General features: G+C 42.7%; 25 protein-coding genes, 13 tRNA genes, 2 rRNA genes and 1 riboswitch. Of the genes, 35 read left to right on the forward strand and 5 right to left on the reverse strand.

Annotation, left to right across the window (positions count from 1 at the left end; genetic code table 11):
* The 16 genes from D4T97_RS07285 to D4T97_RS07360 form a co-directional block, all read left to right on the forward strand.
* A 23S ribosomal RNA gene (locus D4T97_RS07285) occupies positions 1–135 on the forward strand; the annotation flags it as partial.
* 111 nt (positions 136–246) lie between these two features.
* A 5S ribosomal RNA gene (gene rrf, locus D4T97_RS07290) occupies positions 247–362 on the forward strand.
* A gap of 16 nt (positions 363–378) precedes the next feature.
* Positions 379–453 (forward strand) — tRNA-Asn (locus D4T97_RS07295).
* A gap of 2 nt (positions 454–455) precedes the next feature.
* Positions 456–548, forward strand: a tRNA-Ser gene (locus D4T97_RS07300).
* Between the two features lie 9 nt (positions 549–557).
* A tRNA-Glu gene (locus tag D4T97_RS07305) sits at positions 558–632 on the forward strand.
* Positions 633–643: 11 nt separating this feature from the next.
* Positions 644–717 (forward strand) — tRNA-Met (locus D4T97_RS07310).
* Positions 718–754: 37 nt separating this feature from the next.
* A tRNA-Asp gene (locus D4T97_RS07315) sits at positions 755–830 on the forward strand.
* A 16-nt stretch (positions 831–846) separates the two neighbouring features.
* Positions 847–922 (forward strand) — tRNA-Phe (locus D4T97_RS07320).
* 17 nt (positions 923–939) lie between these two features.
* A tRNA-Tyr gene (locus D4T97_RS07325) sits at positions 940–1,024 on the forward strand.
* Between the two features lie 5 nt (positions 1,025–1,029).
* Positions 1,030–1,103, forward strand: a tRNA-Trp gene (locus D4T97_RS07330).
* Positions 1,104–1,109: 6 nt separating this feature from the next.
* Positions 1,110–1,184: transfer RNA gene (locus tag D4T97_RS07335), tRNA-His, on the forward strand.
* Between the two features lie 33 nt (positions 1,185–1,217).
* Positions 1,218–1,289 (forward strand) — tRNA-Gln (locus D4T97_RS07340).
* A 3-nt stretch (positions 1,290–1,292) separates the two neighbouring features.
* A tRNA-Gly gene (locus D4T97_RS07345) sits at positions 1,293–1,367 on the forward strand.
* A gap of 5 nt (positions 1,368–1,372) precedes the next feature.
* Positions 1,373–1,446: transfer RNA gene (locus D4T97_RS07350), tRNA-Cys, on the forward strand.
* Between the two features lie 12 nt (positions 1,447–1,458).
* Positions 1,459–1,542: transfer RNA gene (locus D4T97_RS07355), tRNA-Leu, on the forward strand.
* A gap of 437 nt (positions 1,543–1,979) precedes the next feature.
* The gene (locus tag D4T97_RS07360; protein ID WP_126049221.1) at positions 1,980–2,561 is read left to right on the forward strand and encodes a DUF6241 domain-containing protein; all 582 of its coding nucleotides are present in this window, start codon (positions 1,980–1,982) and stop codon (positions 2,559–2,561) included.
* A 58-nt stretch (positions 2,562–2,619) separates the two neighbouring features.
* Here the strand turns inward: D4T97_RS07360 and D4T97_RS07365 are convergent, their stop codons facing one another.
* Positions 2,620–3,474 carry an STAS domain-containing protein gene (locus D4T97_RS07365; RefSeq protein ID WP_126049223.1) on the reverse strand — a complete coding sequence of 285 codons (855 nt, stop codon included), beginning with the start codon at positions 3,472–3,474 and terminating at the stop codon, positions 2,620–2,622.
* A gap of 233 nt (positions 3,475–3,707) precedes the next feature.
* Here D4T97_RS07365 and D4T97_RS07370 point away from each other — a divergent pair, with 233 nt between their 5' ends.
* From D4T97_RS07370 to D4T97_RS07430, 13 genes are all read left to right on the forward strand, one after another.
* Positions 3,708–4,322 (forward strand): AmiS/UreI family transporter, encoded by a 615-nt coding sequence (locus D4T97_RS07370; protein WP_126049225.1) that lies wholly within the window; start codon positions 3,708–3,710, stop codon positions 4,320–4,322.
* Between the two features lie 108 nt (positions 4,323–4,430).
* On the forward strand, positions 4,431–4,763 hold the full coding sequence (locus D4T97_RS07375; RefSeq protein WP_126049227.1) for a rhodanese-like domain-containing protein: 333 nt from the start codon (positions 4,431–4,433) through the stop codon (positions 4,761–4,763).
* 48 nt (positions 4,764–4,811) lie between these two features.
* On the forward strand, positions 4,812–5,075 hold the full coding sequence (locus D4T97_RS07380) for a metal-sensitive transcriptional regulator (RefSeq protein ID WP_126049230.1): 264 nt from the start codon (positions 4,812–4,814) through the stop codon (positions 5,073–5,075).
* 115 nt (positions 5,076–5,190) lie between these two features.
* Entirely contained in the window at positions 5,191–5,670 is a 480-nt protein-coding gene (locus tag D4T97_RS07385) for a DsrE/DsrF/DrsH-like family protein (RefSeq protein WP_126049232.1), read from the forward strand.
* Between the two features lie 19 nt (positions 5,671–5,689).
* On the forward strand, positions 5,690–6,052 hold the full coding sequence (locus tag D4T97_RS07390) for a rhodanese-like domain-containing protein (RefSeq protein ID WP_126049234.1): 363 nt from the start codon (positions 5,690–5,692) through the stop codon (positions 6,050–6,052).
* A 29-nt stretch (positions 6,053–6,081) separates the two neighbouring features.
* On the forward strand, positions 6,082–6,378 hold the full coding sequence (locus D4T97_RS07395) for a rhodanese-like domain-containing protein (protein WP_126049236.1): 297 nt from the start codon (positions 6,082–6,084) through the stop codon (positions 6,376–6,378).
* A gap of 17 nt (positions 6,379–6,395) precedes the next feature.
* Positions 6,396–6,965, forward strand: coding sequence for a sulfurtransferase TusA family protein (locus D4T97_RS07400; RefSeq protein WP_126049238.1), 570 nt, complete (start codon positions 6,396–6,398; stop codon positions 6,963–6,965).
* Positions 6,966–6,979: 14 nt separating this feature from the next.
* Complete coding sequence (locus D4T97_RS07405) at positions 6,980–7,210, forward strand: glutaredoxin family protein (protein WP_126049240.1); 231 nt, start codon at positions 6,980–6,982, stop codon at positions 7,208–7,210.
* Positions 7,211–7,250: 40 nt separating this feature from the next.
* Positions 7,251–8,375 (forward strand): MBL fold metallo-hydrolase, encoded by a 1,125-nt coding sequence (locus D4T97_RS07410; protein ID WP_126049242.1) that lies wholly within the window; start codon positions 7,251–7,253, stop codon positions 8,373–8,375.
* A 23-nt stretch (positions 8,376–8,398) separates the two neighbouring features.
* Positions 8,399–8,626, forward strand: a complete 228-nt coding sequence (locus D4T97_RS07415) for a sulfurtransferase TusA family protein (RefSeq protein ID WP_126049244.1) — start codon at positions 8,399–8,401, stop codon at positions 8,624–8,626.
* A 140-nt stretch (positions 8,627–8,766) separates the two neighbouring features.
* Positions 8,767–9,543, forward strand: a complete 777-nt coding sequence (locus tag D4T97_RS07420) for a sulfite exporter TauE/SafE family protein (protein WP_126049246.1) — start codon at positions 8,767–8,769, stop codon at positions 9,541–9,543.
* A gap of 86 nt (positions 9,544–9,629) precedes the next feature.
* Positions 9,630–9,745, forward strand: a riboswitch (TPP riboswitch).
* A gap of 132 nt (positions 9,746–9,877) precedes the next feature.
* Entirely contained in the window at positions 9,878–11,662 is a 1,785-nt protein-coding gene (thiC, locus tag D4T97_RS07425) for a phosphomethylpyrimidine synthase ThiC (RefSeq protein ID WP_126049248.1), read from the forward strand.
* 20 nt (positions 11,663–11,682) lie between these two features.
* On the forward strand, positions 11,683–11,850 hold the full coding sequence (locus D4T97_RS07430; protein ID WP_126049250.1) for a serine protease: 168 nt from the start codon (positions 11,683–11,685) through the stop codon (positions 11,848–11,850).
* Between the two features lie 218 nt (positions 11,851–12,068).
* Here D4T97_RS07430 and D4T97_RS07435 read toward each other — a convergent pair whose 3' ends face one another.
* From D4T97_RS07435 to D4T97_RS07445, 3 genes are all read right to left on the reverse strand, one after another.
* On the reverse strand, positions 12,069–13,463 hold the full coding sequence (locus D4T97_RS07435) for a M28 family peptidase (RefSeq protein WP_126049252.1): 1,395 nt from the start codon (positions 13,461–13,463) through the stop codon (positions 12,069–12,071).
* 196 nt (positions 13,464–13,659) lie between these two features.
* A complete protein-coding gene (locus D4T97_RS07440) occupies positions 13,660–14,850 on the reverse strand; it encodes an MFS transporter (protein ID WP_126050208.1) in 1,191 nt (396 codons plus the stop codon).
* 420 nt (positions 14,851–15,270) lie between these two features.
* Entirely contained in the window at positions 15,271–16,599 is a 1,329-nt protein-coding gene (locus D4T97_RS07445) for a Na+/H+ antiporter family protein (protein ID WP_126049254.1), read from the reverse strand.
* Between the two features lie 220 nt (positions 16,600–16,819).
* Here D4T97_RS07445 and D4T97_RS07450 point away from each other — a divergent pair, with 220 nt between their 5' ends.
* The 4 genes from D4T97_RS07450 (at position 16,820) to D4T97_RS07465 (ending at position 22,208) form a co-directional block, all read left to right on the forward strand.
* Entirely contained in the window at positions 16,820–18,673 is a 1,854-nt protein-coding gene (locus D4T97_RS07450; protein ID WP_235872183.1) for a sigma-54-dependent Fis family transcriptional regulator, read from the forward strand.
* Between the two features lie 204 nt (positions 18,674–18,877).
* On the forward strand, positions 18,878–19,864 hold the full coding sequence (locus D4T97_RS07455) for a thiamine pyrophosphate-dependent dehydrogenase E1 component subunit alpha (protein WP_126049256.1): 987 nt from the start codon (positions 18,878–18,880) through the stop codon (positions 19,862–19,864).
* 22 nt (positions 19,865–19,886) lie between these two features.
* Positions 19,887–20,921: an alpha-ketoacid dehydrogenase subunit beta gene (locus tag D4T97_RS07460; protein WP_126049257.1), complete on the forward strand. Its 1,035-nt coding sequence runs from the start codon at positions 19,887–19,889 to the stop codon at positions 20,919–20,921.
* Positions 20,922–20,993: 72 nt separating this feature from the next.
* Complete coding sequence (locus D4T97_RS07465) at positions 20,994–22,208, forward strand: dihydrolipoamide acetyltransferase family protein (protein WP_126049259.1); 1,215 nt, start codon at positions 20,994–20,996, stop codon at positions 22,206–22,208.
* Positions 22,209–22,420: 212 nt separating this feature from the next.
* Here D4T97_RS07465 and D4T97_RS07470 read toward each other — a convergent pair whose 3' ends face one another.
* Positions 22,421–23,098, reverse strand: a complete 678-nt coding sequence (locus tag D4T97_RS07470; RefSeq protein WP_235872184.1) for a B3/B4 domain-containing protein — start codon at positions 23,096–23,098, stop codon at positions 22,421–22,423.
* A gap of 111 nt (positions 23,099–23,209) precedes the next feature.
* Here D4T97_RS07470 and queG point away from each other — a divergent pair, with 111 nt between their 5' ends.
* Both queG and D4T97_RS07480 read left to right on the forward strand, forming a co-directional pair.
* Positions 23,210–24,358 carry a tRNA epoxyqueuosine(34) reductase QueG gene (queG, locus tag D4T97_RS07475; RefSeq protein ID WP_126049263.1) on the forward strand — a complete coding sequence of 383 codons (1,149 nt, stop codon included), beginning with the start codon at positions 23,210–23,212 and terminating at the stop codon, positions 24,356–24,358.
* A 147-nt stretch (positions 24,359–24,505) separates the two neighbouring features.
* Entirely contained in the window at positions 24,506–24,898 is a 393-nt protein-coding gene (locus D4T97_RS07480; RefSeq protein WP_126049265.1) for a KGG domain-containing protein, read from the forward strand.
* Positions 24,899–25,047: the final 149 nt, after the last annotated feature.

A 25,047-nucleotide genomic window follows, 5' to 3' on the forward strand; every position in this document is an offset into this window, starting at 1 on the left:
TCAAGATGAGATTTCCCATTGCCTGGCTTGCCAGGCAGGTAAGATCCCTGAAAGACGATCAGGTAGATAGGTCCGGTGTGGAAGTGTGGCGACACATGGAGCTGACGGATACTAATCGATCGAGGACTTAATCTTAATATGAACAATGATTTTCGGTATCTTCTCTTATCTGGTTTTGAGGGAATGAAAAATTTCTCTTGAAAATTACATAAAAGTAAGTATAATAAAAGATGTTGTTGAAAAATGTCTGGTGGCGATAGCGAAGAGGTCACACCCGTTCCCATCCCGAACACGGAAGTTAAGCTCTTCAGCGCCGATGGTAGTGAGGGGCTTCCCCTTGTGAGAGCAGGACGTCGCCAGGCGAAAGGTTTTAATTTTTCCGCAGTAGCTCAGTGGTAGAGCTATCGGCTGTTAACCGATCGGTCGTAGGTTCGAATCCTACCTGCGGAGCCATTGGAGAGCTGTCCGAGCTGGCCGAAGGAGCACGATTGGAAATCGTGTAGGCGGCTACCGCCGTCTCAAGGGTTCAAATCCCTTGCTCTCCGCCATATCATAATGGCCCCTTGGTCAAGCGGTTAAGACACCGCCCTTTCACGGCGGTAACACGGGTTCGAATCCCGTAGGGGTCACCAACTTTTATTATCGCGGGGTGGAGCAGTTCGGCAGCTCGTCGGGCTCATAACCCGAAGGTCGCAGGTTCAAATCCTGCCCCCGCAATTTTTCTACATAACATCTTAGGATGTAATATTCATAAGGTCCCGTGGTGTAGCGGTTAACATGCCTGCCTGTCACGCAGGAGATCGCGGGTTCGATTCCCGTCGGGACCGCCATTTTATTTAGTTAAACGGCTCAGTAGCTCAGTCGGTAGAGCAAAGGACTGAAAATCCTTGTGTCGGCGGTTCGATTCCGTCCTGAGCCACCATTTGAAATATTAGCTGTGGTGGGGTAGCGAAGTGGCTAAACGCGGCGGACTGTAAATCCGCTCCCTCAGGGTTCGGCGGTTCGAATCCGTCCCCCACCACCATTTATAGGGGCATAGTTTAACGGTAGAACAGAGGTCTCCAAAACCTCTAGTGTGGGTTCGATTCCTACTGCCCCTGCCAATCGTGGCGGCTATGGCGAAGTGGTTAACGCATCGGATTGTGGCTCCGACATCGTGGGTTCGATTCCCACTAGTCGCCCCATTGTAAATGTAGTATAATTTAATTATATTTCAATGGGCTATAGCCAAGCGGTAAGGCAACGGACTTTGACTCCGTCATTCGTTGGTTCGAATCCAGCTAGCCCAGTATGCGGAAGTAGTTCAGTGGTAGAACACCACCTTGCCAAGGTGGGGGTCGCGGGTTCGAACCCCGTCTTCCGCTCCAAATTTGGCGGCATAGCCAAGTGGTAAGGCACGGGTCTGCAACACCCTTACCACCGGTTCGAATCCGGTTGCCGCCTCCATCTTTATTCCATGCCTGAGTGGTGGAACTGGCATACACGTTGGACTCAAAATCCAATGCCTTCACGGGCTTGTGGGTTCGAATCCCACCTCAGGTATCAAAAAGGACTTTCAACGACTGGTTGAAAGTCCTTTATCTTTTTTATGGAAAAGCGCAAATTACTTTTATTCTGTGCAAGGAGAGATTCTGTGCCTGCGCTTTTCTTTTTGCCTCGGATTATCAAATAAGGAAGATGAGGCTGACTAATAAGTCTCTATTTATCAAATGCTAAACGAATATCGCTAGCCTAGATAGATCACCATGACCTTACCAGCAAAAAAACAGGGTATCTTTAGGCAATTCCTGGTAATTGTTTTTTACCGTAGTAGTCACATAAGAAGTTAGCCCTTCCGTATTAACGATATACGGTTCTAAAAAGCGGTTAACAACCGTGACCTTAACTTCATGAGCCCTTATTCAGAATTACTTTCAATAAGGACCGTCCAGAGTTTCTGGAGGCCTCAATGATGAAGATTGCAACTGGAGGAAAACTTAATGAGAAAGAATTTCGCGTTCAGTATAGCCGGACTGGTTACGATTCCTTTAGGCCTGTATTTTGTCTTTGCATCAAGCGATAATCAAATAGGTGCAATTACAAGTAAAGAAAAGGAATTGAGTCTGGAAATTGCGAAACCGATTGAGTATATAGCGACTAAGGACGAAAAAGCAGCAGCAGAAAATGAAGTTGGTGAAGTAGCTGATGAACTGACCTTAATCACTAGAATGATAGAGATGTCCATGCAAAAGGTGAATATACCCGGGGAGAACCTACCGGCTGGAGTAGCCTCTGGATCCCTACATCGGATTCAAATGACAAAAGGCAATATATATTTTTTAATATACAAGCTTGAATCGATTGATATTTCAAGAAACAAAAATGGAAAAGGCTATTCATACGAAAGCATTTTAAACAGGTGGTTGGAAGGGAACTTTGAGCATATCGGTGATGAAGCAAAATTCCTGATAAGCCTTATCTCAAAGCCTTATGGTCAGTATGATGGCGAAGAAGTTACCGTGAAAAGCAGGGTAGAGGAGCAATACTACATTCAGAATTATTTCAACGATAAACAGAAATAATGCAGTACCAAAAGCAATGATTGCCTTTTGGTACTTTTTTTATGTCTTTGATTTAGGTCTATAAATTTTTTATTAATTGAATTTCCTTGAACGCCTGATGCAGGTTTGCTTTTACTGTTATATGATTTAAGTCAAGCCCCAGAGTTACAATAGTTTGCGCGACTTCCGGACGTATTCCAGTAATGATGGTTTTGACACCAATCAGGGACAAGGCACCAATCACCTTGAAAAGTTGATCTGCAACCATCGTATCGACGATAAGCACTCCAGATATGTCTAGGACAAGATGGGTTAATTCCAGCTTTCCAGCCTGCTTTAAAGTTTCTTCCATTAGAAGGTGTGCCCTTTCTGTATCCATATTCCCAATCAGTGGCAGGACACCTACGCCTGGAACGAGGGGAACAACAGGCACTGATAATTCTAGAAAAGATGTTTTGGCACTCTCGAGCGATCTTTGAAACTCTTTAACATACGTAAGGCTGAAATCATGTACAGCCTTATCCATAAGCGGATCAATGATTGATATAAGTTCGAAAACTATTCTGGCAGACAAATTGTTCTTCATTACTTCTTCTTTAAGGTGTTGCCAGATACCACTTCTGTAATAGCTTGTATCTTTAAGGGCTTCATCCAAAGGAACACCAAGACCGAATATGTATTGGCCGGTTTTTTCTCCCCATATACGCACCTTATCATTAGCCTTATGAATGTCTGATGAATCAACTAGGGCTTCTCCGAAAAGTGCAACAAAATCTGCGCGAATTTTGATGATCTGCTGTTCTATTTGTTGGAATGCCTTTTGTTCTGATGATGTCATTGAGACCTCGGCAAATCTTTTTTCATGAATTTCTTGAGCGATGAAACCTTTGTTTTTTAATATGGTCTCCCCCAAATATTGCAATTCATTCTTCATATAGGTCCCTCCTCATAAAGAGCGTTTTCCCCGCAAGGGTTTCATACTATTTAATTGTAAAGGGTATTTGTTTTTCAAGCAAATATGATTGACAATATTTTTCATTTAATATAATATTCAAAATAGTTGGACAGGAGGTGTTCCATGACTTTCCTTTTTCTAAAAAGATTATTATTAATCCCGTTTCCGGAGCCAATGGAGAGAAAAACACTTTGAAAAAGGAGGGGCATCAATTGTCTAATGTCGGGCTTCTTTATGTGGGCGGGGTTTTATTTATCAATTCATTAATGCTGTTAGGAAGGATTGATGGAAAAAGTGCATCGGTATTTAACGTATTTGTTGGTCTGCTCCAGGTAATTACACCTATATATTTAATAATTAAAGCAGATGGCAATCAACAGGAAATATTCGGAGCAGCCGGCATTTTTCTCTTTGGATTCACATATTTGTATGTAGGGCTGACAAACTGGTTTGGTCTTGAAACAAGCGGATTGGGATGGTATTGTCTTTGGGTAGCAGTACTGGCGCTTGGATTTTCTTATGTCAGTTTCTTTCATTCATCAGATATTAAGTTCGGCATCATCTGGCTTTTTTGGTCATATTTATGGTTTTTGTTCTATTTAGTTTTGGCAAAAAATATGGATATAGCACGATACGTCGGTAAAGTAACCTTTGTAATGGCATGGATTACTTGTACAATACCGGCTTTTTTGGGGTTGGCGAATGTATGGAATGATGTAAGTAACACAATTGCTGTAATCGTTGCCGGCCTGGCAGCGCTTTACTTTATTGCAGGTTATTTTACCAGCAAGCCGTCAACGGTTGGTCAGGAAAATGTTGCATCTTAAAGTATAAAGATGAGCCTGCTTTAATATAAGCAGGCTTTAACATTTTTTAGTTGACAACATACCCTTCGGGGTATATAATGATAACTGGTAAGGGGGAAGATAGTTTATATGATCTTAATGACATTAATCGCGGCAGCGGCGGCTGTCTTTATTTATAGAAGATATATTCCAGTAGCGGGGATTGAGCCTGTTGGCGAGAAACCGGAGAATAAGACGGTTATTGATTTAAGGGACTTCAATGAATCATATAAAACTCCAATTACTGGTGCGTTGAATATTCCAGTAGCCTATTTAAAAAGGTATCATCAAGAGATTCCACGTGATAACCTTCATATTATCGCGTCAAATAAAGTGGAGAAAAATATGGGAGCTAGGGTCTTGCGTGAAAAAGGTTTCCATGTATGCAGTTATTCAATACCTGAGAAAAAGAGCTTTGTTTGAGAAAGAAAAGTACGATAAGCATGGAAAATAATAAAGGAGGTAAACCAAATGAATTACGATGATCAAATGAAAAACAGAGTAAAGCGGATCGAAGGGCAGCTTAGAGGAATATTAAGAATGATGGAAGAAGGAAAAGACTGTAAAGATGTAATTACTCAATTGTCGGCAGCCAGAACAGCGATCGACCGCACAATTGGAGTGGTAGTAAGTTCTAACCTAGTCGAGTGCGTGCAAAAAGCAAATGAGTCCGGAAGTGGAAATACAGAAGAATTGGTGAAAGAAGCAGTAAATTTACTGGTGAAAAGTCGTTAATAAAAAAGAGTTGACATACTCTTTTATTTAATAATATAATACCCGTAGGGGTAGAGGTAATTTTTTTATGACTAAAATAATACCCTAATGGGTATGGAGGGTTGGAGGAAAAACAATGAGTGAAAAGAAAAAAACAACGATTGTTTTGTTCAGCGGTGATTACGATAAAGCGATGGCTGCGTATATTATCGCCAACGGTGCAGCAGCATATGACCACGAGGTAACAATTTTCCACACATTTTGGGGACTAAATGCTCTAAGGAAAGATGAAGACATTCAAGTGAAGAAAGGCTTCATGGAAAAAATGTTCGGCAAAATGATGCCGAGAGGAGCAGATCGGATGGGACTATCGAAAATGAACTTCGCCGGTATGGGCCCCAAGATGATCAAAGATATCATGAAAAAGCATAATGCCATCCCACTCCCTCAGTTGATTGAAATGGCACAGGAGCAGGACATTAAGCTTGTGGCCTGCACAATGACAATGGATTTGCTAGGCCTGCATCAAGAGGAGCTCTTGGATGGAATCGAGTATGCTGGTGTGGCCGCATACCTTGCTGATGCGGAAATTGGCCATGTCAATCTGTTTATTTAACTGAAGGATATGAAGAAAAATGGAATATATGAAACTTATTGTCTTCGCGCTCTTGATTGTATTTATTGTCCAACGAACCCTTCCGGCTAGAGGAGTTCGTCAGCTTTCAGCAAGTGAAATGAAAGCAATATTGAAGGACAGCAGCAAACAGTTTGTTGATGTACGAACGCCGGCGGAATATAAAGCGAACCATATAAAAGGATTTCAAAATATCCCTCTTCATACTTTGGCGCAGTTTGCTGACACCAAGCTCTCAAAAGATAAAGAGATCATTGTGATTTGCCAAAGCGGCATGAGAAGCCAAAAGGCCTGCAGGATTTTAAAGAAGAAGGGATTTACGAATGTCCTAAATGTACGAGGCGGCATAAGTGCTTGGTCATAGAAACTACTTTTCATAAGGGGGAAAAATTAATGAAAGAAATCACTGCAAAAGAAGTGGAGCAAAGACTTGAACAAGGTGAAAAGTTAAATATTATTGATGTACGCGAAGCGGATGAAGTGGCAGCAGGGAAAATCCCTGAAGCTATCCATATACCATTGGGATTGATTGAATTTAAAATGAATGAGCTTGATAAATCCAAGGAGTATATCATGGTTTGCCGTTCAGGCGGAAGAAGCGGCCGAGCAACACAATTTCTGGAGAACCAAGGATACAAAGCTGTTAATATGGCAGGCGGTATGCTTGATTGGGAAGGAAATATAGAATAACGAATGGAGGCAAAAGCATGAATTTGAAAGCAGATGTCATTTTGGATGCAAAAGGTTTAGCCTGTCCGATGCCGATTGTTAAAACAAAAAAAGCGATGAATGAATTGGAGCCCGGGAAGGTCCTTGAGGTTCAGGCAACTGATAAAGGGTCTAAAGCCGATCTTAAAGCATGGGCTGAGAGCACAGGCCATCAATACTTGGGGACTTTGGAAGAAGCCGACATATTAAAACATTTTCTAAGAAAGTCTTCCGATGATGAAACAACGGAGAAAAATTATCCCCACGTCATCTCAAATAATGAACTGATGGATAAAATAGAGTCTGATGACAGCATTGTTGTGTTGGATGTCAGAGAAGCGGCAGAATATACGTTTAATCATATTTCAGGTGCTGTCTCCATCCCAATGGGAGAATTGGATGAAAGATCGAATGAATTAGGAAAAGAGCAGGAAATCTTCGTCGTATGCCGTACTGGCAACAGAAGCGACCTGGCCGCTCAAAAACTTACTGAAAAAGGCTTTGAAAAAGTGTTCAATGTTATTCCAGGTATGAGTGAATGGTCGGGTAAAACTGAAGGAATAAATTAAGGAGGTAAAAGGTAATGTCAGTAACTGTCTATACTACAACTAGATGTCCATACTGCGTCATGCTGAAAAACTTTCTAATGGAAAGAGAAATTCCTTTTAATGAAGTAAATGTTGAAAGTGATCCAGAAAAAATGCAAGAGTTAATCAATAAAACAGGACAAATGGGTGTTCCACAGACCGAAATCAATGGACAATGGGTAATTGGGTTCGATCCAAACAGCATTATGATGGCCTTGAAACAATAATATTTTTTTAAATAAGATTATACCTAGGGGGGTAAGTTGAATGGTTAAAGCTATTTCCTCAAAAGAAGTAACAAAAAAAATCTTCAATAATGAAAAAATGTTCATCTTAGATGTCCGGAATGAAACTGACTTCCAAGATTGGAAAATTGAAGGAAAGAATTTGGAATACCTGAACATCCCATACTTTGAACTGCTTGACGGTGTGGAGGGGATTTTAGATAAACTTCCGAATGATAAAGAAGTGCTGGTGGTCTGTGCAAAAGAAGGCTCATCTGTGATGGTGGCTGAAATGCTGGCTGAAGAAGGTTTGGATGTTTCATATCTTCAAGGTGGAATGAAGGCTTGGAGCGAACATTTGGAGCCTGTAAAAATAGGAGATCTCGATGATGGCGGTGAAATCTATCAGTTTGTCCGGATCGGGAAAGGCTGCCTGTCATACATGGTCATTTCCAATGGGGAAGCGGCAGTGATCGATGCGACACGTATGACAGATGTGTTTACTGAATTTGCACAAAGCAAAAATGCGAAGATTACCCACGTTCTTGACACTCACCTTCACGCGGATCATATTTCAGGAGGCAGAAAAATCGCAGAGCAGACACACGCCTCATATTGGCTACCTCCGAAAGATGCAGGAGAAGTTACCTTTGCATTTGAACCACTGGAAGATGGAAATGTGATTACTATCGGTGATACTGCAATTGATATTCATGCACTTTATTCACCTGGGCATACGATTGGATCAACATCGTTCATTGTAGACGAGAAATACTTGCTTTCAGGCGATATTCTATTTGTTGATTCGATTGGAAGGCCTGACCTAGCCGGTTTGGCAGAAGACTGGGTAGGAGATTTGCGGGAAACATTGTATTCCCGTTATAAAAAGCTCTCAGATGAATTAATTGTTTTACCGGCTCATTTCATGATTATGGATGAATTGAATGAGGACGGCAGTGTTTCTGAAAAATTAGGAACCCTGTTTGCCGAAAACCATGGATTGAACATTGAAAGTGAAGAAGAGTTCAGAAAGCTTGTAACTGAAAATCTGCCGCCACAGCCAAATGCGTATCAGGAGATCCGTGAAACGAACATGGGAATAATCAATCCTGATCTTGACAAACAGCGTGAAATGGAAATAGGACCAAACCGCTGTGCGGTAAGATAATAAAATATTAGGAGGAACTGAAAATGGAAGCAACAAAATTTTTAGATGCAAAAGGGCTGGCATGTCCAATGCCGATTGTAAGAGTGAAAAAGGCGATGAATGATATGGAATCCGGTCAAGTGCTGGAAGTTCATGCGACTGATAAAGGCTCGAAGAGTGACTTGACAGCATGGGCCAAATCCGGGGGTCATGCATTGTTGAAAGATGAAGAAGAAAATGGCGTATTTAAATTTTGGATTCAAAAAGCGTGATAAAAAAGGGAACCGGAAAGGTTCCCTTTTTCCAAAAGAATGCGCATGAACTGATTTTTTCTGTTTAGGCGGCAGAGACTCAAGGTCCCTTTGACGGAGGCCCTGATGCTGCCAGTGTATTTTTAAAGGGAGGTTGAGCGATGGACATTACATTTATAATTGTCATTTTTTTTATAGGCTTTATCGGCTCCTATATTTCCGGAATGCTTGGAATTGGCGGTTCCATCATCAAATATCCAATGCTTTTATATATCCCTCCATTATTCGGCCTGGCGGCCTTCAGTGCTCACGAGGTTTCCGGTATCAGTGCCGTGCAAGTGTTCTTTGCAACAATTGGTGGTGTTTGGGCATACCGGAAGGGCGGCTATTTAAATAAAACATTGATTGGATATATGGGAGTCAGCATTTTGATTGGGAGCTTTATCGGAGGATACGGATCCAAAATGATGTCTGAGGGTGGAATTAACTTAATTTATGGGATTTTGGCCTTGATAGCTGCGGTTATGATGTTTGTTCCCAAAAAAGGGATTGATGATATACCATTTGACCAAGTGAAATTTAATAAATGGCTGGCAGCTTTGCTGGCATTGATTGTTGGTTTGGGAGCCGGCATCGTTGGAGCAGCAGGAGCGTTTTTGCTTGTACCCATCATGCTTGTCGTATTGAAAATACCAACACGCATGACGATTGCCTCCTCTTTGGCCATTACTTTCATTTCCTCAATCGGAGCGACTGTAGGCAAAGTTACCACAGGTCAAGTGGATTATTTTCCGGCATTCATTATGATCATTGCCAGTCTGATTGCCTCACCGCTCGGCGCGATGGCAGGTAAAAAAGTGAATACAAAAATATTGCAAGTCATTCTAGCTATATTGATATTTGCTACAGCTCTTAAAATATGGGCAGATATATTGTAATCGGGTTTTTTAGGCTAAAAGATTCATTTTTAAAAATACTACTTGTGTTTTTATAACATGTCTTGTATACTCACTTCAAATCGAATAGCGATAACTAGGGGAGCCCAATGAGTTGGGCTGAGAGAGGAAGCACGATGAAGTTTCTTGACCCTTTGGACCTGATCTGGTTAATGCCAGCGTAGGGAAGTTAGCAGTGTACTTATTAACATGACACTTAAGCCGGGTCCATCCATGCATTTTTTGGACCCGGCTTTTAATGTTTAATACGACCCAAAAATGCTGCCAAAAAATCAGGTCTCGTCCTTCCATCAAAAAGTGAAGGAGAGGTTTTTTTATGTCTATGTCAATGAAAGATCAGAAGAGTATTGCTATCATGTCCAATTTTCCGGGAAGCAAAAAAGTATATGTGGAAGGTTCCAGGTACGACATCAAAGTTCCTATGCGGGAAATCGAATTACATCCAACAAAGATGGAAGTTAGAGCGGAGGCCAACGCGCCGGTTCGTGTATATGATACTAGCGGCCCGTACACGGACTCAGACTATTTTGTAGACATAACAAAGGGGCTTCCTGCACTTCGAAGCGGGTGGATCCAAGAACGCGGGGACGTGGAAGAATATGCTGGACGTGAGTTAAAGCCTGAGGACAATGGTTTTAAAATGAGCACTGATCCACGTGCAGACAAAAATGTTTTTCCCAGGCTAAAGCGGAAACCGCTTCGAGCAAAAAAAGGCAGGAATGTCACACAGCTGCATTATGCCAGAAAGGGGTTAATCACACCCGAAATGGAATTTATCGCCATAAGGGAAAATTTAAAGCCGGAGTTTGTGCGCGATGAAGTTGCCAGCGGACGTGCGATCATACCTTCAAACATTAACCATCCCGAAGCGGAGCCTATGATCATCGGACGAAATTTCCACGTTAAGATAAATGCGAATATTGGGAACTCCGCTGTCACTTCCTCCATTGACGAAGAGGTGGAAAAAATGACTTGGGCCACCCGGTGGGGTGCAGACACGATCATGGATTTGTCTACAGGTAAAAACATACATACTACCCGGGAATGGATCATCAGGAACTCCCCGGTACCGATAGGTACTGTTCCTATATATCAGGCGCTGGAAAAGGTGAATGGGGTTGCTGAGGCCCTCACGTGGGAGGTTTACCGCGATACGTTGATTGAGCAGGCGGAGCAGGGTGTCGATTATTTTACCATCCATGCGGGTGTACTATTGAGGTATGTTCCATTGACGGCTAAACGTGTAACAGGTATAGTTTCACGGGGCGGCTCAATCATGGCGCAATGGTGCTTGTATCATCATAAAGAAAGCTTCCTGTATACGCACTTTGAAGAAATCTGTGAAATAATGAAGGCATATGATATCGCTTTTTCTTTAGGAGATGGTTTGCGTCCCGGGTCGATTGCAGATGCCAATGATGAGGCCCAATTTGCTGAACTGGAAACGCTGGGAGAGCTCACAAAGATTGCATGGAAGCACGATGTTCAGGTGATGATTGAGGGACCTGGGCATGTGCCGATGCATTTGATCAAGGAAAATATGGACAGGCAGTTGAAGGCATGTCATGAGGCGCCATTTTATACTCTAGGCCCCCTGACGACAGATATTGCTCCAGGCTATGATCATATCACTTCTGCAATCGGTGCAGCGATGATCGGCTGGTTTGGAACGGCCATGCTCTGCTATGTTACACCGAAAGAACATTTAGGGCTGCCTAATAAAGACGACGTACGTGAGGGAGTCATTACTTATAAAATTGCCGCACATGCCGCTGACTTGGCAAAAGGCCATCCAGGCGCTCAAGTGAGAGATGATGCACTATCAAAAGCCCGTTTTGAATTTCGTTGGGAAGACCAGTTCAATTTATCATTGGACCCGGAACGTGCTATGGAATATCATGACGAAACCTTGCCGGCTGATGCGGCAAAGACTGCTCATTTCTGTTCCATGTGCGGACCAAAATTTTGCAGCATGAGAATTTCGCATGATATCCGAAGATATGCCGAAGAGAATGATCTCGAAACGGATGAGGCCATTGAAAAAGGAATGAAGGAAAAAGCGGCTGAATTCAAGCAAGCCGGAAGCAAAATCTATCAATGATTTTCTCTGGAGGTTATTAAATGAGTGTAGAAAAAATAAAAGAGGAAATTAAGCAGCTGGAACTTCGCATCAAAGTGTTAAAAATACAGGCAGGGAAAATTCAGCAGGCATGCGATCATCAATTCAGCGGAAATGAATATTTTGAAACCTGTACGAAGTGCAGCAAAGTGAATGTACTGTATTACTAAATGGAGAATAGAATCCGAATTAGGATGGTGTTTTGGAAAGCCGGAGATTCTGTTATGTTTTCGGGCAGTACTACTGAAAATTGAAGAGTAATTTCTTTTTTGGCGAGTATTTGCGGAAACTGCAGAGTATTTCCTGACCCTCCAAGAGTATCTCCGCGATTCAAAGAGTACCCCGAAAAACCCACGAAAAGCAATTTCGTGGGTTTTTCAATCTCCTATTACAAAGGCCTGTTTTCAAACTCAGGTTCTACAGGTTGCGGAGCCACTCTCGATTTTTCAAGTGCCGGTGTATCCTTGCGTGCGATTTGATAGACAGCGGCTGTGACTATTCGAGCCATGTTTTCCATTTTTTCTTTACTGATGTGCTCAATAGTATCTGTTGGCTGGTGGTATTGCGGCTCAAGGGGTGCATAGCTGTATACTGCAGCTGGGATTCCAGCATCATGGAATGACTGATGGTCACTTCGGCCAACTTGTCCGTAAGTAAGCGGCTTGGACACCCTGACACTTGCAGAGGCTGCAGTGTCAGTGATGACATTACGCTTGCCGTCCACAGTGAACATGATCATATCTCCAGCGTTTTTGCTACCCACCATATCAAAGTTGAACATCCCGACAGAGCGGTCCTTTTCGTCTTCCGTTAACGTAGAAACATAATGGCGGGACCCCAACAATCCCAATTCTTCAGCACCGAAAGTCAAGAAGCGGATTTCAGTATCTGTGGGCATGTCGCTGATTACACGAGCAATTTCAAGGTTTACGCTGACACCTGAAGCATTGTCACTTGCACCAGGCGCTCCTGGAACGGAATCATGGTGCGAGCCGACATAAATGATTTGTCCAGTGTCATGATTTTTATGGGCTTTCTTCGTTGCAATAACGTTGTGTGAAGTCCTTGTACTTAATCCGCCTCCAATTACTTTTACAGTTGCTTCGACGGATTGACCATCATCAAGAAGGCTCTTTATGGATAGCCCTTCATCCCTAGTCAGTCCGACAGTTGGGACAACCTTTCCGGCACCTGATAGGCTGGAGCTTAATATTCCGGATGTATTGTTATACATAACAACTGCTATTGCTCCTGCAGCAGCTGCATTTTCCACTTTTTGAACAAAGGTATGGGTACCGCGTTCGATTAGGGCAATTTTTCCATTTACATCAACCTTCTCGAAGTCTTCAACACCGCCTAAACCGGCGTATACTACTTCCCCTGTAATTCCTTCAGCAGCTGTAGAAGGGGAATATGAGAAAACCCGTGGTGAAAGTGCAAGGTTAGAACCCTGAATGCTTACTGATACTGATGTTGGGTTTTGATATGTCTGCAATTCAAACGGCTGAATTTCAACTTCCAAGCCCAGTGAACGGTATTGATCAGCTATGTATTTAACTGCAGCCATTTCTCCTTCTGTACCGGCTACACGAATCCCAATATCCACCGATAAATCGTATACGTGCTGATAAATTCTCTCTTTGTCGATCTTTTTAACAACTTTGTTGTCAAAAGCCTGTGCAGCCTGTTGATTTGGCGGTCCTTCCTGTGCAGCAGCTGCAGGAGCGAAGATCAAGCCCGTGGCCATCATACAACTCAAAACAATTTTAGAGTTTTTTCTCATTTTTACCCTCCATTTTCTGGTATGGATTTTTACCTATTAACTTAGGTATATATAAAATATCACAGGATAAAAGTTTTAAGTAGAGAACAAAGACATGATTTAAAATATTCGGAAAATAGGTAGAATGGCAGGGGGGGTCCAAAAAAATAAGCTGAAATAACTAGATCAATCGAGTTATTTCAGCTAATAATGCTTTTTATATGATTGTTGCCTTTTTTGTCAGTCGTTGTCTTTTTTGCCAGGAAATTGAAACAATCATCGTTAATACAAGAACAATTAAACCAAGCAAGAAAGGATAAATCATGTGAATATCATAAATCAGACCCGCGGTGAGCGGTCCAAGGACGTTGCCAATACTCATATAGGCATTGTTCATTCCCATAGCAAACCCCTGTTCATTTCCGGCTAACTTGGAGATGAGCGTGTTCAGAACAGGTCTTAAAATGGAAGTTGCCATGAAAATGATCAGTGTGACGATGAAAAAAAGAACATAGCTTGAAGCGAAGGTTGAGAATAAAAATCCGGCAGCTGTAATAGCTAAAAAGATATTCATCACTTTGCCTTCACCTAAAAAAGAAACAAGGCGATCGACGACAAACAGCTGAACGATGACACTGATTACCCCCGACACAGTTACCATGACCGCAATTTCCTGAGGCGTCGCACCAAAAGCGTTGTCGAGATAAAGCCCGATAATCGATTCGTATGCCATCAATCCGAAGCTCATGACAAGGACGATGATTAATGGAATAAAATAAGGCTTATACACGGACTGGGCCAATTTTTTTACCATGGGGTCGGATGTAGCTTCAGCAGGCTGAAACCCCCCCTCTTTGCTTTCTTTTAAAACAATGACCGAGAATACTACGGCAGCGACACCTACGATGGCAGAAACAAGCAATGGCATCTTTAGTCCAAAATCTGCCAGAAATCCTCCAACGCCGGGACCGACTACAATGCCGAGAGACATGGCAGCGGAGATGTAGCTGTTCCCCTTGGCACGCTGTTCTATCGTTGTGATGTCAGCCACATAGGCGAAAATGGCAGGTATCAACAATGCGGCTCCAATACCTCCGATTACACGGGAAAAATATAAAACACCAATTGAATGAGAAAAGTAGAAGATGAACATGGAAAGTGCTAATCCACTCAATCCATAGATAATCATTTTTCTTCTGCCATATTGGTCCGTCCATTTGCCTGCAATAGGGGACATGATAAACTGCGCACCTGCAAAAATGGCGATCATTAATCCGGCGGCTGTACCGCCCTGGCCTATGGACATCAAATAGGCAGGTAGAATTGGAATGATAATCCCGAAGCTTCCAATGGCAATAAACATATTGATCATTAAAATAAACATTTTTCTTTTCTGATCAGGCTGCACAACAATCCCCACTTTCTATAACTATTCATTAAAACAGTAACTATTCAATATAACAATATTTTCAAGTGAATGTCAACAACAATTTGCTTGTGGGAATTACCTAAAATATTAAAAGCAATGGGGCTTGTTTTATCAATCAGTTTGAGGGGGAACGAGATGTTTTCTTAGGTATGATTGATAACCGGGATCTGTGGCTCTAAACGACAAAGGTGAGTGGAGAGATGCTCGTCATTTGTAGTCTTCATCCAAAACGGTTACATCAGGTTGAAGAGATTGGGTGTAAGATTAACCTTAAAGAAAAAAGCGGCCGCATAAAATGATGCAGCCGCTTTTTCGTGGTTGGGAAATGAAAAAATTCCTAAGTTGCTACCATATAATATTCAAATCCGTCTTAAAATGATCGTTTAGCACATTAGCTAATTAAAGCACGAACGCAGCAATCAATCCAAAAATGAACAGTGGAATATTATAGTGAAGGAATGTTGGTACACAAGTATCCCAAATATGGTGGTGGCGTCCGTCTGCATTCAGACCGGAAGTAGGTCCAAGTGTGCTGTCGGATGCCGGGGATCCTGCATCACCGAGTGCTCCGGCAGTTCCAATCAGTGCAGCCGTTGCAAGCGGGGACAATCCAGCTGCCGCGCAAAGAGGAACATAAAGTGCAGCCAAAATCGGAATCGTGCCGAAAGATGAACCGATTCCCATCGTAATGATCAATCCGAGAAGCAGCATAAAGAATGCAAGCAGCATTGGAGAGTTGCCTACAACTCCTGTCGTTTTCTCCACCAGTTCAGTGACTGATCCTGTTTCTTTCAATACGGTCGCATAGCCTGATGCAACAAGCATAACAAATGCAATCATGCCCATCATGCCGATACCTTCTTGGACAACCTTATCTCCATCGTGAAATTTAACAACTTTAGTGATGAATAGAATAATGATACCTGTCAATGCACCTAATACAAGAGACTCAGAAGTAAGCTGAACAACTAATGCCGCAACAATGGCAATGACGGTAAATGTATGGCCAGTTTTCCATGCTGCAGGGCTTGGCTCATCTGTTATGCCTTCAGCCATATCCAATTCTGCGAATTCTTGTTGTCCTGCAGGCTTGGAGACCCGTTCTTTTCTGTAAGAGATGAAAATAGCAATAAATAAACCAACAATCATACCTGCTCCAGGGATCAACATGGCCAGATTCACTTCGTTCAGTGTGATGCTCATATTATTGGAAACCATTTCGTCTTGGATGATCCCTTTAAAAATTAATCCGAATCCCGCGGGAATCAAGATATAAGGGGCTTTCAGTCCAAATGTCAAAGCAGTTGCAACGGCTCTTCTATCCAATTTGAGACGGTCAAACAGCCCTAGAAGCGGGGGAATTAAAATAGGGATGAATGCAATGTGGACAGGTATGACATTTTGGGACAAACAAGCGATTCCTGCTATTGATAAGGCGAGCGCTGTTTTCTTTCCACTAAATACCTTCAGCATCTTATTAACAAGAAGCTGAGTAATCCCAGATAAACCAATCATTACAGCAAATATTCCCAGCAAGATATAACTGAGGGCTGTATTGGCTTGTCCGCCCATTCCTGAAATCATCAGACTCACAGAATCAGAGAAATTCATCCCTGATACGAGGCCTGCAGTCAGGGCGGCAATAATGATTGCGAACAAGACGTTCACTCGAAGGAGACTTAACGCAACCATCACGATGACACTAATTATGACAGCATTCGTCAACATGACTTTACCTCATTTCTATAAATTTCTACCATACTCTATCATCCATATGAGATGGAAAAATGTCAACGTTAAATTATAGAAGTTATTTCTTCCTTAAACCGGTAAAAAGTTAGGACCCTACTTTTCATCCATTATTAAATAAGTGACAGGAATTTTATCGTTTATAGCGAAATCATTTTTATATCCATTAAAAATTATGAAGAAAGGCGGGAGCTAACGGGTGCTGGAGGTGCAAGACTCTCTAAAAAACTCTGTATGGAGCCGGTTTGTTCAGGAAGGTGTTCTTGATGAAAGCAGGATGAATAAAAGAATTTCGGAGTCTTGGTATATTTGTCGTCGGGATGGAGTTAATCCTTACAATGGAAAAGGTGTAGAGGTTCTGCAGCAAAACCAGTTTCTTCAACGAAAAAATGCCAATGGCCAATTGTTGCGTGCTGCTCTCCCTTTGATGAAAAAGCTCCAGAAATTTTTCGCTCATACAAAATCACTATTTTTACTCGTGGATTCAGATGGTTATGTGCTTTATATGAATGGCGATCCAACGGCATTGGAAAGAGCAGGTGCGATTAACTTTATTGAAGGCGTGAAGTGGACCGAGAAAGAGGTAGGGACAAATGCTGTTGGAACAGCGCTTCGGACAAAGGAGCCGATTACTGTCATAGGAGCCGAACATTATGCAGTCGCTTCCCAGTCATGGGGGTGCGCTTCTTCACCAATCCTCAACGAAGATGGACAGATTGCAGGTGTGTTGAACATCTCTTATCCATTGGAACATGGCATCCATGAACACATGCTCCCGGCTGTTGCATCCGCAGCTTACGCAATCGAACAGAAGCTGGTCAATATAGCAAAAGACAAAGAACTTGAATTGATGCAATGTGCCTCCCTTACTAACCCCCAAGATGCACTTACACTCGTTTGCAATATTAAAGAGGAGATCATTTGGTCAAGCGTCCATTTGCAAAAGGAAATTAAAAGCTGGCATTCAATGGACTTAAAGGCCTTCTTGAATGAAAATTACACTGTGGTTGAAAAGCAGCCAATATACTCTCCAACATCATCCGATTTGCTAGGGTATAAAATCTCATTGAAAAAGGTGGAGCTGACAGATAGAGCAAAAATGGTTTCTCGGAACCCGGATTTTCAATTTGATGGCGTATATGGAAATAGTGAAAGCTTCCAAATGGTACTGCTTCAGGCCGAAAGGGCATCCAGAACAAATATCACTGTTCATATCAATGGAGAAACGGGAACAGGAAAGGAAGTAATGGCCCGTTCCATTCATTTGAACAGCGCGAGGAAAGACGGACCGTTTGTGGCAGTGAATTGTGGTACTATTCCCAAGGATTTGATTTCCAGTGAATTGTTTGGCTATGTCAGCGGAGCTTTTACCGGAGCTAAACGTAAAGGGCATCAAGGAAAATTCCAGCAGGCAAATAGCGGAACGCTATTTTTGGATGAAATTGCTGAAATATCACAGGAAATGCAAGTGGCACTGCTCAGAGTCCTAGAAGAAAAACAGGTCGTGCCTATCGGGGGGACTAAACCTTTCCCAGTGGATGTAAGAATCATTACTGCTACTCATAATGACTTAACCGAATTAGTGAGAAATGGAGACATGAGGGAGGATTTCTTTTATAGGATATATGTCTATCCGATCCAATTGCCTCCTTTAAGAGACCGTCCAGAAGACATACCAACTTTTATCTATCATTATCGCAGAAAGTATCAGTGGAATGTGACCTTGCTTCCGGAAGTGGTGGAATTTTTACAGGCTTACCAATGGCCGGGAAACATAAGGGAGCTTCAAAACGTTCTTGACCGTCTTCGAATTGAGTTTGAAAACAGGTCTCCTATATTGGAAGAAATGAAATCGCTCATAAATCCGATAACGAATCCCAATGGCCTGAACAAATCAAAACAGCAGGAAGCCATGACATACAGGGAGCAGATTGAAAAGGCAAAGATGATGGATGCCCTGCTTACCTCAGAAGGAAATGTAACGAAAGCTGCTGCAAAACTTAATATATCAAGGAGCACATTTTATAGGAAGTTAAAGAAATTCAATTTATAATCATGAGAAAAAATGAGACAAATTGAGACGGTGTATGAAAGAGTCCCAATTTCAAAACAATCAGATGCTTGATAGCTATCTGATTGTTTTTTGTTGAGCGGCCGTATCATCAGCTTTTTAAAAGAGGTTTACGAATTGGCATATAATTTGCACTATTTAAATGTGAATCTACCAATATTTTATAATTTGATAGGAGGAGAGGGAATGACGCTTTCAGCAGTAGCCAATTTAACGAAGCAAAAAGCCAAGTGGATGTATGAGAAAATGTGTGAAATCCGCCAGTTCGAAGACAAGGTCCATGAAGTTTTTCAAACGGGAGTCTTGCCGGGATTTGTGCATCTGTATGCAGGCCAGGAAGCTGTAGCTGTCGGAGTTTGTGCCCACCTGGATGATAAGGACAGTATCACTAGCACGCATAGAGGCCATGGGCACTGCATTGCCAAGGGCTGTGATCTGGATGGGATGATGGCTGAGATTTATGGGAAAGTGACAGGCTTGTGTAAAGGCAAGGGAGGTTCCATGCATATCGCCGATGTAGAAAAAGGGATGCTCGGTGCGAACGGAATCGTCGGCGGTGGTTTTCCATTGGCGGTCGGGGCTGCTTTGACGGCAAAGACATTGAACACGGATGCAGTAGCCGTCTGTTTTTTCGGCGATGGTGCCAATAACCATGGGACTTTCCATGAAGGGATCAATATGGCGGCAATTTGGAATCTTCCTGTTGTGTTTGTTGCAGAAAATAATGGCTATGCCGAGGCGACACCTTTCCATTATGCCTCAAGTTGTTCCAACATTGCGGATAGGGCAGCTGCCTATAACATACCTGGGGAAAAGGTGGACGGCAAGGATATCATGGCTGTTTACGCTGCAGCAGAGCGTGCGGTCAAACGTGCCAGAAATGGAGAAGGCCCTACATTAATAGAATGTGTTACTTACCGTAATTACGGACACTTTGAGGGAGATGCCCAAACATATAAAACTTCCGAAGATAAAGAAAAGCATTTGAATGAATTGGATGCCATTGTGATGTTCCGTGAATACGCCCTATCAAATGATCTAATAAGTGAAAAAGAGCTGAATCAAATTGATAACCAGGTAAAAGAAGCAGTTGAAAAGGCCGTTAAGTTTTCTGAGGAAAGTCCTTTTCCGAATGAAGAAGACTTGTTAAGAGATGTCTATGTTTCTTATTAAAATGATGGAGGTGGAATAGAAGATGACAAGAAAAATATCATATTCAAACGCAATAAATGAAGCCATGAAACTTGCGATGAGACAGGATGAAACGGTTATTTTGATGGGGGAGGACGTAGCCGGAGGGGCTGAGGTCGATCATTTGCAGGATGAAGACGCTTGGGGCGGAGTCATGGGTGTAACGAAGGGGCTTGTGACGGAGTTCGGAAGAAACAGGGTGTTGGACACCCCTATTGCAGAAGCAGGGTTTATCGGTGCATCTGTCACTGCAGCAGCAACAGGACTGCGTCCTATTGCTGAGCTTATGTTTAATGATTTTATTGGCAGCTGTCTGGATGAAGTTATGAATCAAGGGGCCAAACTGCGTTATATGTTTGGAGGAAAAGCAAAGGTTCCACTGACAATCCGCACGATGCATGGCGCGGGTTTTCGAGCGGCGGCGCAGCATTCACAAAGCCTTTATGCTCTCTTCACCCATATACCCGGGTTAAAAGTGGTTGTGCCTTCCACACCGCGGGATGCTAAGGGACTTCTATTGGCCTCCATATTCGATGATGATCCCGTAATCTTTTTTGAAGATAAGACGCTCTACAATATGAAGGGAGAAGTGGAGGAAGGATTCTTCACCATTCCGCTCGGGAAGGCGGATATTAAGCGTGAAGGCAGTGATCTTACAATCGTTGCCATCGGAAAACAGGTTCACACCGCATTGGAAGCAGCGCAAAAGCTTGCTGAAAGAGGAATAGAAGCTGAGGTGGTTGATCCACGAAGCCTGTCCCCATTAGATGAAGAGACAATATTAAACTCTGTTGCCAAAACAAGCCGCTTAATCATCATCGATGAAGCCAACCCAAGGTGTAACGCGGCTACTGACATTTCGGCGCTAGTGGCAGATAAGGGATTCGATTATTTGGATGCTCCAATCAAAATGATCACAGCACCTCATAGCCCGGTACCATTTTCACCGATACTGGAAGACCTGTACTTGCCATCGGCGGAAAAAGTCCTACAGGTAGTGGCGGAAATGATCGGTGACGAAACAATGGCAATCAAATAATTAATACTGGATGCGTGTTGTGCATTTAATGCCGGCACGCTCCTTTCCATATAAATACAGGGAGGTTGGAATATGGCTGTACAAATTATTATGCCTAAGCTTGGAATGGGAATGGAAGAAGGAACGGTTGTTGAGTGGCTTAAGAAGATAGGTGACAAGGTTGAAAAAGGAGAATCAATAGCAGTTATCAGTTCCGATAAAATTGAAAAAGATATTGAGGCACCTGACAGCGGGGTACTGCTGGAAGTTGCCGCAACAGAAGATGAGACGGTGGCTGTGGGAGAAGCCATCGGATTCATCGGCGAGTCCGGAGAAAAAGTGGAGAGTGCTTCAAAAAGTGATTTCAAGCCTGTTGCTGCAGCTAAAGAAACGGCTGCCGCAGCTGAAAAAGTCATCGAACGTCCGCCATTAAACATGCAGATAAAAGTGAGGATATCTCCAGCTGCCAGAAAGCTGGCGAAGGCGGAAGGAATCGATGTGAATTCAGTACAGGGCACAGGCCCGCAGGGGAGAGTGACGAGAGAGGATATAGAAAAAGCGATTAAAAACAAGAGAGAGAAGGAGACAGCTGTTTCACCGCCCGCAGAACTGGAGAAGTTTGAACCTGCATCTGTAAAACAAATTACAGGGATGAGGAAGGTCATTGCGGAAAGGATGTTTACCAGCATTCAACAGAGTGCGCAGCTGACAATCCATATGCGTGCGAATGTGACGGAAATGCTCGCACTACGCAAGAGGATCAATTCCGGTCACGAACACACTAATCTAACTGTGACAGACTTTATTGCTAAAGCAGTCATCCAGGCATTGCAAAAACATAAAAATATGAACAGCACATATGTGGACAATCAGATTAAATCCTATGATTCAGTTCATCTCGGTATTGCCGTAGCATTGGTAAATGGATTGGTTGTCCCTGTCATCCGTCAGGCAGAGCAGCATACAATGGAGGGGCTTTCCAATCGAATAAAGCAGTTTAGCAAAAAGGCTAGAGAAGGATCGCTTGATAGTATTGAACTGAAAGGTTCCACTTTTACAATTACGAGCCTGGGTGCATCTGGAGTCGAGTTTTTCACCCCAATTTTAAATCCGCCTGAAGTGGGTATTCTAGGTGTTGGATTAATAACGGATACACCAGTGTATGTAGGAGACGAGCTACAAAGACAGTCACTGCTTCCTTTGAGTTTGACATTCGATCACCGGGCAATTGACGGAGTACCCGCTAGTGAATTTCTGACAACAATCAAAGGGCTGCTGGAGAGTCCATACCAAATGTTGATAAAATAATACTCATTTCTAAACCTGATAAATGTGAACATTCGGTGACAACCATTGCCGATTCATGTCGAGTTTTGTATAATAATTTTTGCATGCAACGAAATGTATGTAGAGTAGTTTACTATCTGCGTGGGGGCAACCCCATAAACTGCTCCATACACAACCATTTACTAACGCAGTGTTTCGTTCCAATGAAGGACGAAGCACTGCGTTTTTCCATTTTATATCATGGCTCTTGACAGGATGGATGTCTGCGCATTCCCTCCGTTTACATGAGTGAACATAGAGGCTAATGATTCAACCAATTTCTCCGCATTATGTAATTCTATCTTCGGTGAAAGATAAACTATTTGAAGCGCGCTTGTTGTCTTTGATGTGACAGCTGTTCTTGTTGAATCCACGAACGGGCTGCCAAACGGACCATCATTGTCAGCAGTGACAAGCAGGTTTTCCGCATTGTTTTTTCGGCCATTCAAACCTTCATAAAACTCTTCCGGTTCCCCGGTTCGAAGCATGACATTGCCTTTAATATGTTCACTGTCATAAATTCCGAGGGGAATTCTATATTCCATCGAAAAGAAATTATTCAAATCAGTCGCTGAATTCATCGATGAAAGGTAGTTTTGTTTTTTTACCCTTCTATAAAGTGCCTCCGCAGAATGTCTATAGCGGTTTGGGTCCTTGCCGAGCTTCTTGAAGATGGATCTCCATTCCCTGATTTCTTCATAATCAGTCACATTTTTATTTTCTAGCTCAAAATACGCGGATTCTTGAAACAGCTGCAGCCTGCCTTTTAACATTTGCGGAGAGTCCCCAACTGTTATATTGTCATATTGGATGACTCCGATTTTCAAATCGGGAATCACTTCATGGAGTGATGAGTCTATGAATACTTCCAACGTTTTCACCTCCAATTTTCTTTTCAAATAGTTTATCATATAGTTGCGGTTAGTACAGTTAAGCCAAACCGGCATTTAAATATAAAGTTTAATTGAAAGGAGGATCGAACTGTGGATTATGGAAAATTAAAGAATGAGATTATTGAATACAGCAAAAAGATCGGTATTGATAAAATCGGATTTACGAGTGCGGATCCATTTGTTGAAATGAAGAACCTGTTGATCAGGCAGGAAGAGCTGGGCTATCAATCAGGTTTTGAACATAAAAATATTGAAGAACGTACACATCCGGAACTTATTTTTGATGAACCACGATCCATTATCGCCATTGCACTTGCCTACCCTTCAAAAATGAAAGATGCGCCACGCGGTGAACGCGGTGCAAGAAGAGGCATTTTCTGCAAGGCGTCCTGGGGTGTGGATTATCACGTACTCGTTCGTGAAAAACTGGAGCAGCTGGCTTCCTTTATTGACAATAAAGTTCAGGATGCCAGGTTTAAGCTTATGGTAGATACAGGAGAACTGGTCGACAGAGCCGTGGCGGAACGGGCAGGGATTGGCTGGAGCGGAAAAAACTGTTCGATCATCACCCCTGAATTCGGCTCGTATGTTTATCTTGGCGAGATGATCACAAACCTCCCTTTGGCACCAGACGAGCCGATGGAGGATCAATGCGGTGAATGCACAAAGTGTCTAGATGCATGTCCGACGGGCGCACTTATTCAGCCGGGACAGCTTGATGCACAAAGTTGCATTGCATTTTTGACACAGACGAAAGGCCTTCTGCCTGATGAATTTCGGGATAAAATTGGAAACCGTCTATATGGATGTGACACATGTCAGGTTGTCTGTCCCAAGAATAAAGGGATTGATTCAGATTGGCATGAGCAAATGAAGCCGGATCCTGAAATTGCGAAGCCTTTGCTTCAGCCATTGCTAGAAATCTCGAACCGGGAATTCAAAGGAAAATTTGGAGAGGTTTCAGCTTCATGGCGTGGCAAGAAGCCTATTCAACGTAATGCAATTTTAGCTTTGGCGCATTTTAAAGAACAACCGGCTGTCGAGGATTTGATCAAAGTATTAAATGAAGATGTGAGACCAGAGATCAGGGGAACAGCTGCTTGGTCACTCGGGAAAATCGGAGGCAATCAGGCTGAAAAAGCACTGATTCATGCAAAGTCCAAGGAAGAGCATCCGGAAGTATTAGAAGAGATTAATAAGGGGCTTCGGTTTTTTGAATCCCATGAAAACATAAAGTAATCAAGCGGACAAAGTGTTTGTCCGTTTTTTTTGTATAAAAAAATAAATGGAGTTTCGCATTTTTTGTCTAGTTATGTTTTAAAAAATTTAAAGCGGGAACGAAGTAGTAGTGTAAGAGGAAATAATCTTTGAAGGAGGATTTTAATAATGGCTAACAAAGACAATGATCGTAAAATGACACTAGAGGAAGCAGGCCGTAAAGGCGGAGAAGCGACTTCAAAAAATCATGATCGAGACTTCTATGAAGAAATTGGCCGTAAGGGCGGAGAAGCGACAGCAGAAAGCCATGACAGAGAATTCTACGAAGAGATTGGACGCAAAGGCGGGGAAGCCACTGCGAAAAACCATGATAGGGACTTCTATGAGGAAATCGGCCGTAAGGGCGGAGAAGCCACAGCCGAAAATCATGACAGGGACTTTTACGAGGAAATTGGCCGAAAAGGCGGAGAGGCTACGTCTAAAAATCATGACCGCGACTTCTATGAAGAAATCGGGGAAAAAGGCGGAAACGCTCGTGCCAGACAACGTGATGATAAATAAGATAGGCGCAAGGCGCACGCTTAAATCGCCACGTTCTATGGCGCCGGCGGCACTAGGACATCCTATCCGTCGGAGCTAGACATATAACTTTACAAAGAGGGAGACGTAAGTGATGCGTCTCCCTCTTTTTGCATTTAAAAAAGATAAAT

It is taken from the genome of Siminovitchia acidinfaciens (genome assembly GCF_003605385.1).
GTDB classification, from domain to species: Bacteria; Bacillota; Bacilli; order Bacillales; family Bacillaceae_C; genus Siminovitchia; species Siminovitchia acidinfaciens.

What these genes read in the sequence shown, in the direction of transcription:
- D4T97_RS07360 (WP_126049221.1), top strand. Translation starts at nt 1,980, where the DNA reads ATGAGAAAGAATTTCGCGTTCAGTATAGCCGGACTGGTTACGATTCCT.
- D4T97_RS07365 (WP_126049223.1), bottom strand. Translation starts at nt 3,474, where the DNA reads ATGAAGAATGAATTGCAATATTTGGGGGAGACCATATTAAAAAACAAA.
- D4T97_RS07375 (WP_126049227.1), top strand. Translation starts at nt 4,431, where the DNA reads ATGATCTTAATGACATTAATCGCGGCAGCGGCGGCTGTCTTTATTTAT.
- D4T97_RS07380 (WP_126049230.1), top strand. Translation starts at nt 4,812, where the DNA reads ATGAATTACGATGATCAAATGAAAAACAGAGTAAAGCGGATCGAAGGG.
- D4T97_RS07385 (WP_126049232.1), top strand. Translation starts at nt 5,191, where the DNA reads ATGAGTGAAAAGAAAAAAACAACGATTGTTTTGTTCAGCGGTGATTAC.
- D4T97_RS07390 (WP_126049234.1), top strand. Translation starts at nt 5,690, where the DNA reads ATGGAATATATGAAACTTATTGTCTTCGCGCTCTTGATTGTATTTATT.
- D4T97_RS07395 (WP_126049236.1), top strand. Translation starts at nt 6,082, where the DNA reads ATGAAAGAAATCACTGCAAAAGAAGTGGAGCAAAGACTTGAACAAGGT.
- D4T97_RS07400 (WP_126049238.1), top strand. Translation starts at nt 6,396, where the DNA reads ATGAATTTGAAAGCAGATGTCATTTTGGATGCAAAAGGTTTAGCCTGT.
- D4T97_RS07405 (WP_126049240.1), top strand. Translation starts at nt 6,980, where the DNA reads ATGTCAGTAACTGTCTATACTACAACTAGATGTCCATACTGCGTCATG.
- D4T97_RS07410 (WP_126049242.1), top strand. Translation starts at nt 7,251, where the DNA reads ATGGTTAAAGCTATTTCCTCAAAAGAAGTAACAAAAAAAATCTTCAAT.
- D4T97_RS07415 (WP_126049244.1), top strand. Translation starts at nt 8,399, where the DNA reads ATGGAAGCAACAAAATTTTTAGATGCAAAAGGGCTGGCATGTCCAATG.
- D4T97_RS07420 (WP_126049246.1), top strand. Translation starts at nt 8,767, where the DNA reads ATGGACATTACATTTATAATTGTCATTTTTTTTATAGGCTTTATCGGC.
- thiC (WP_126049248.1), top strand. Translation starts at nt 9,878, where the DNA reads ATGTCTATGTCAATGAAAGATCAGAAGAGTATTGCTATCATGTCCAAT.
- D4T97_RS07430 (WP_126049250.1), top strand. Translation starts at nt 11,683, where the DNA reads ATGAGTGTAGAAAAAATAAAAGAGGAAATTAAGCAGCTGGAACTTCGC.
- D4T97_RS07435 (WP_126049252.1), bottom strand. Translation starts at nt 13,463, where the DNA reads ATGAGAAAAAACTCTAAAATTGTTTTGAGTTGTATGATGGCCACGGGC.
- D4T97_RS07445 (WP_126049254.1), bottom strand. Translation starts at nt 16,599, where the DNA reads ATGTTGACGAATGCTGTCATAATTAGTGTCATCGTGATGGTTGCGTTA.
- D4T97_RS07455 (WP_126049256.1), top strand. Translation starts at nt 18,878, where the DNA reads ATGACGCTTTCAGCAGTAGCCAATTTAACGAAGCAAAAAGCCAAGTGG.
- D4T97_RS07460 (WP_126049257.1), top strand. Translation starts at nt 19,887, where the DNA reads ATGACAAGAAAAATATCATATTCAAACGCAATAAATGAAGCCATGAAA.
- D4T97_RS07465 (WP_126049259.1), top strand. Translation starts at nt 20,994, where the DNA reads ATGGCTGTACAAATTATTATGCCTAAGCTTGGAATGGGAATGGAAGAA.
- D4T97_RS07480 (WP_126049265.1), top strand. Translation starts at nt 24,506, where the DNA reads ATGGCTAACAAAGACAATGATCGTAAAATGACACTAGAGGAAGCAGGC.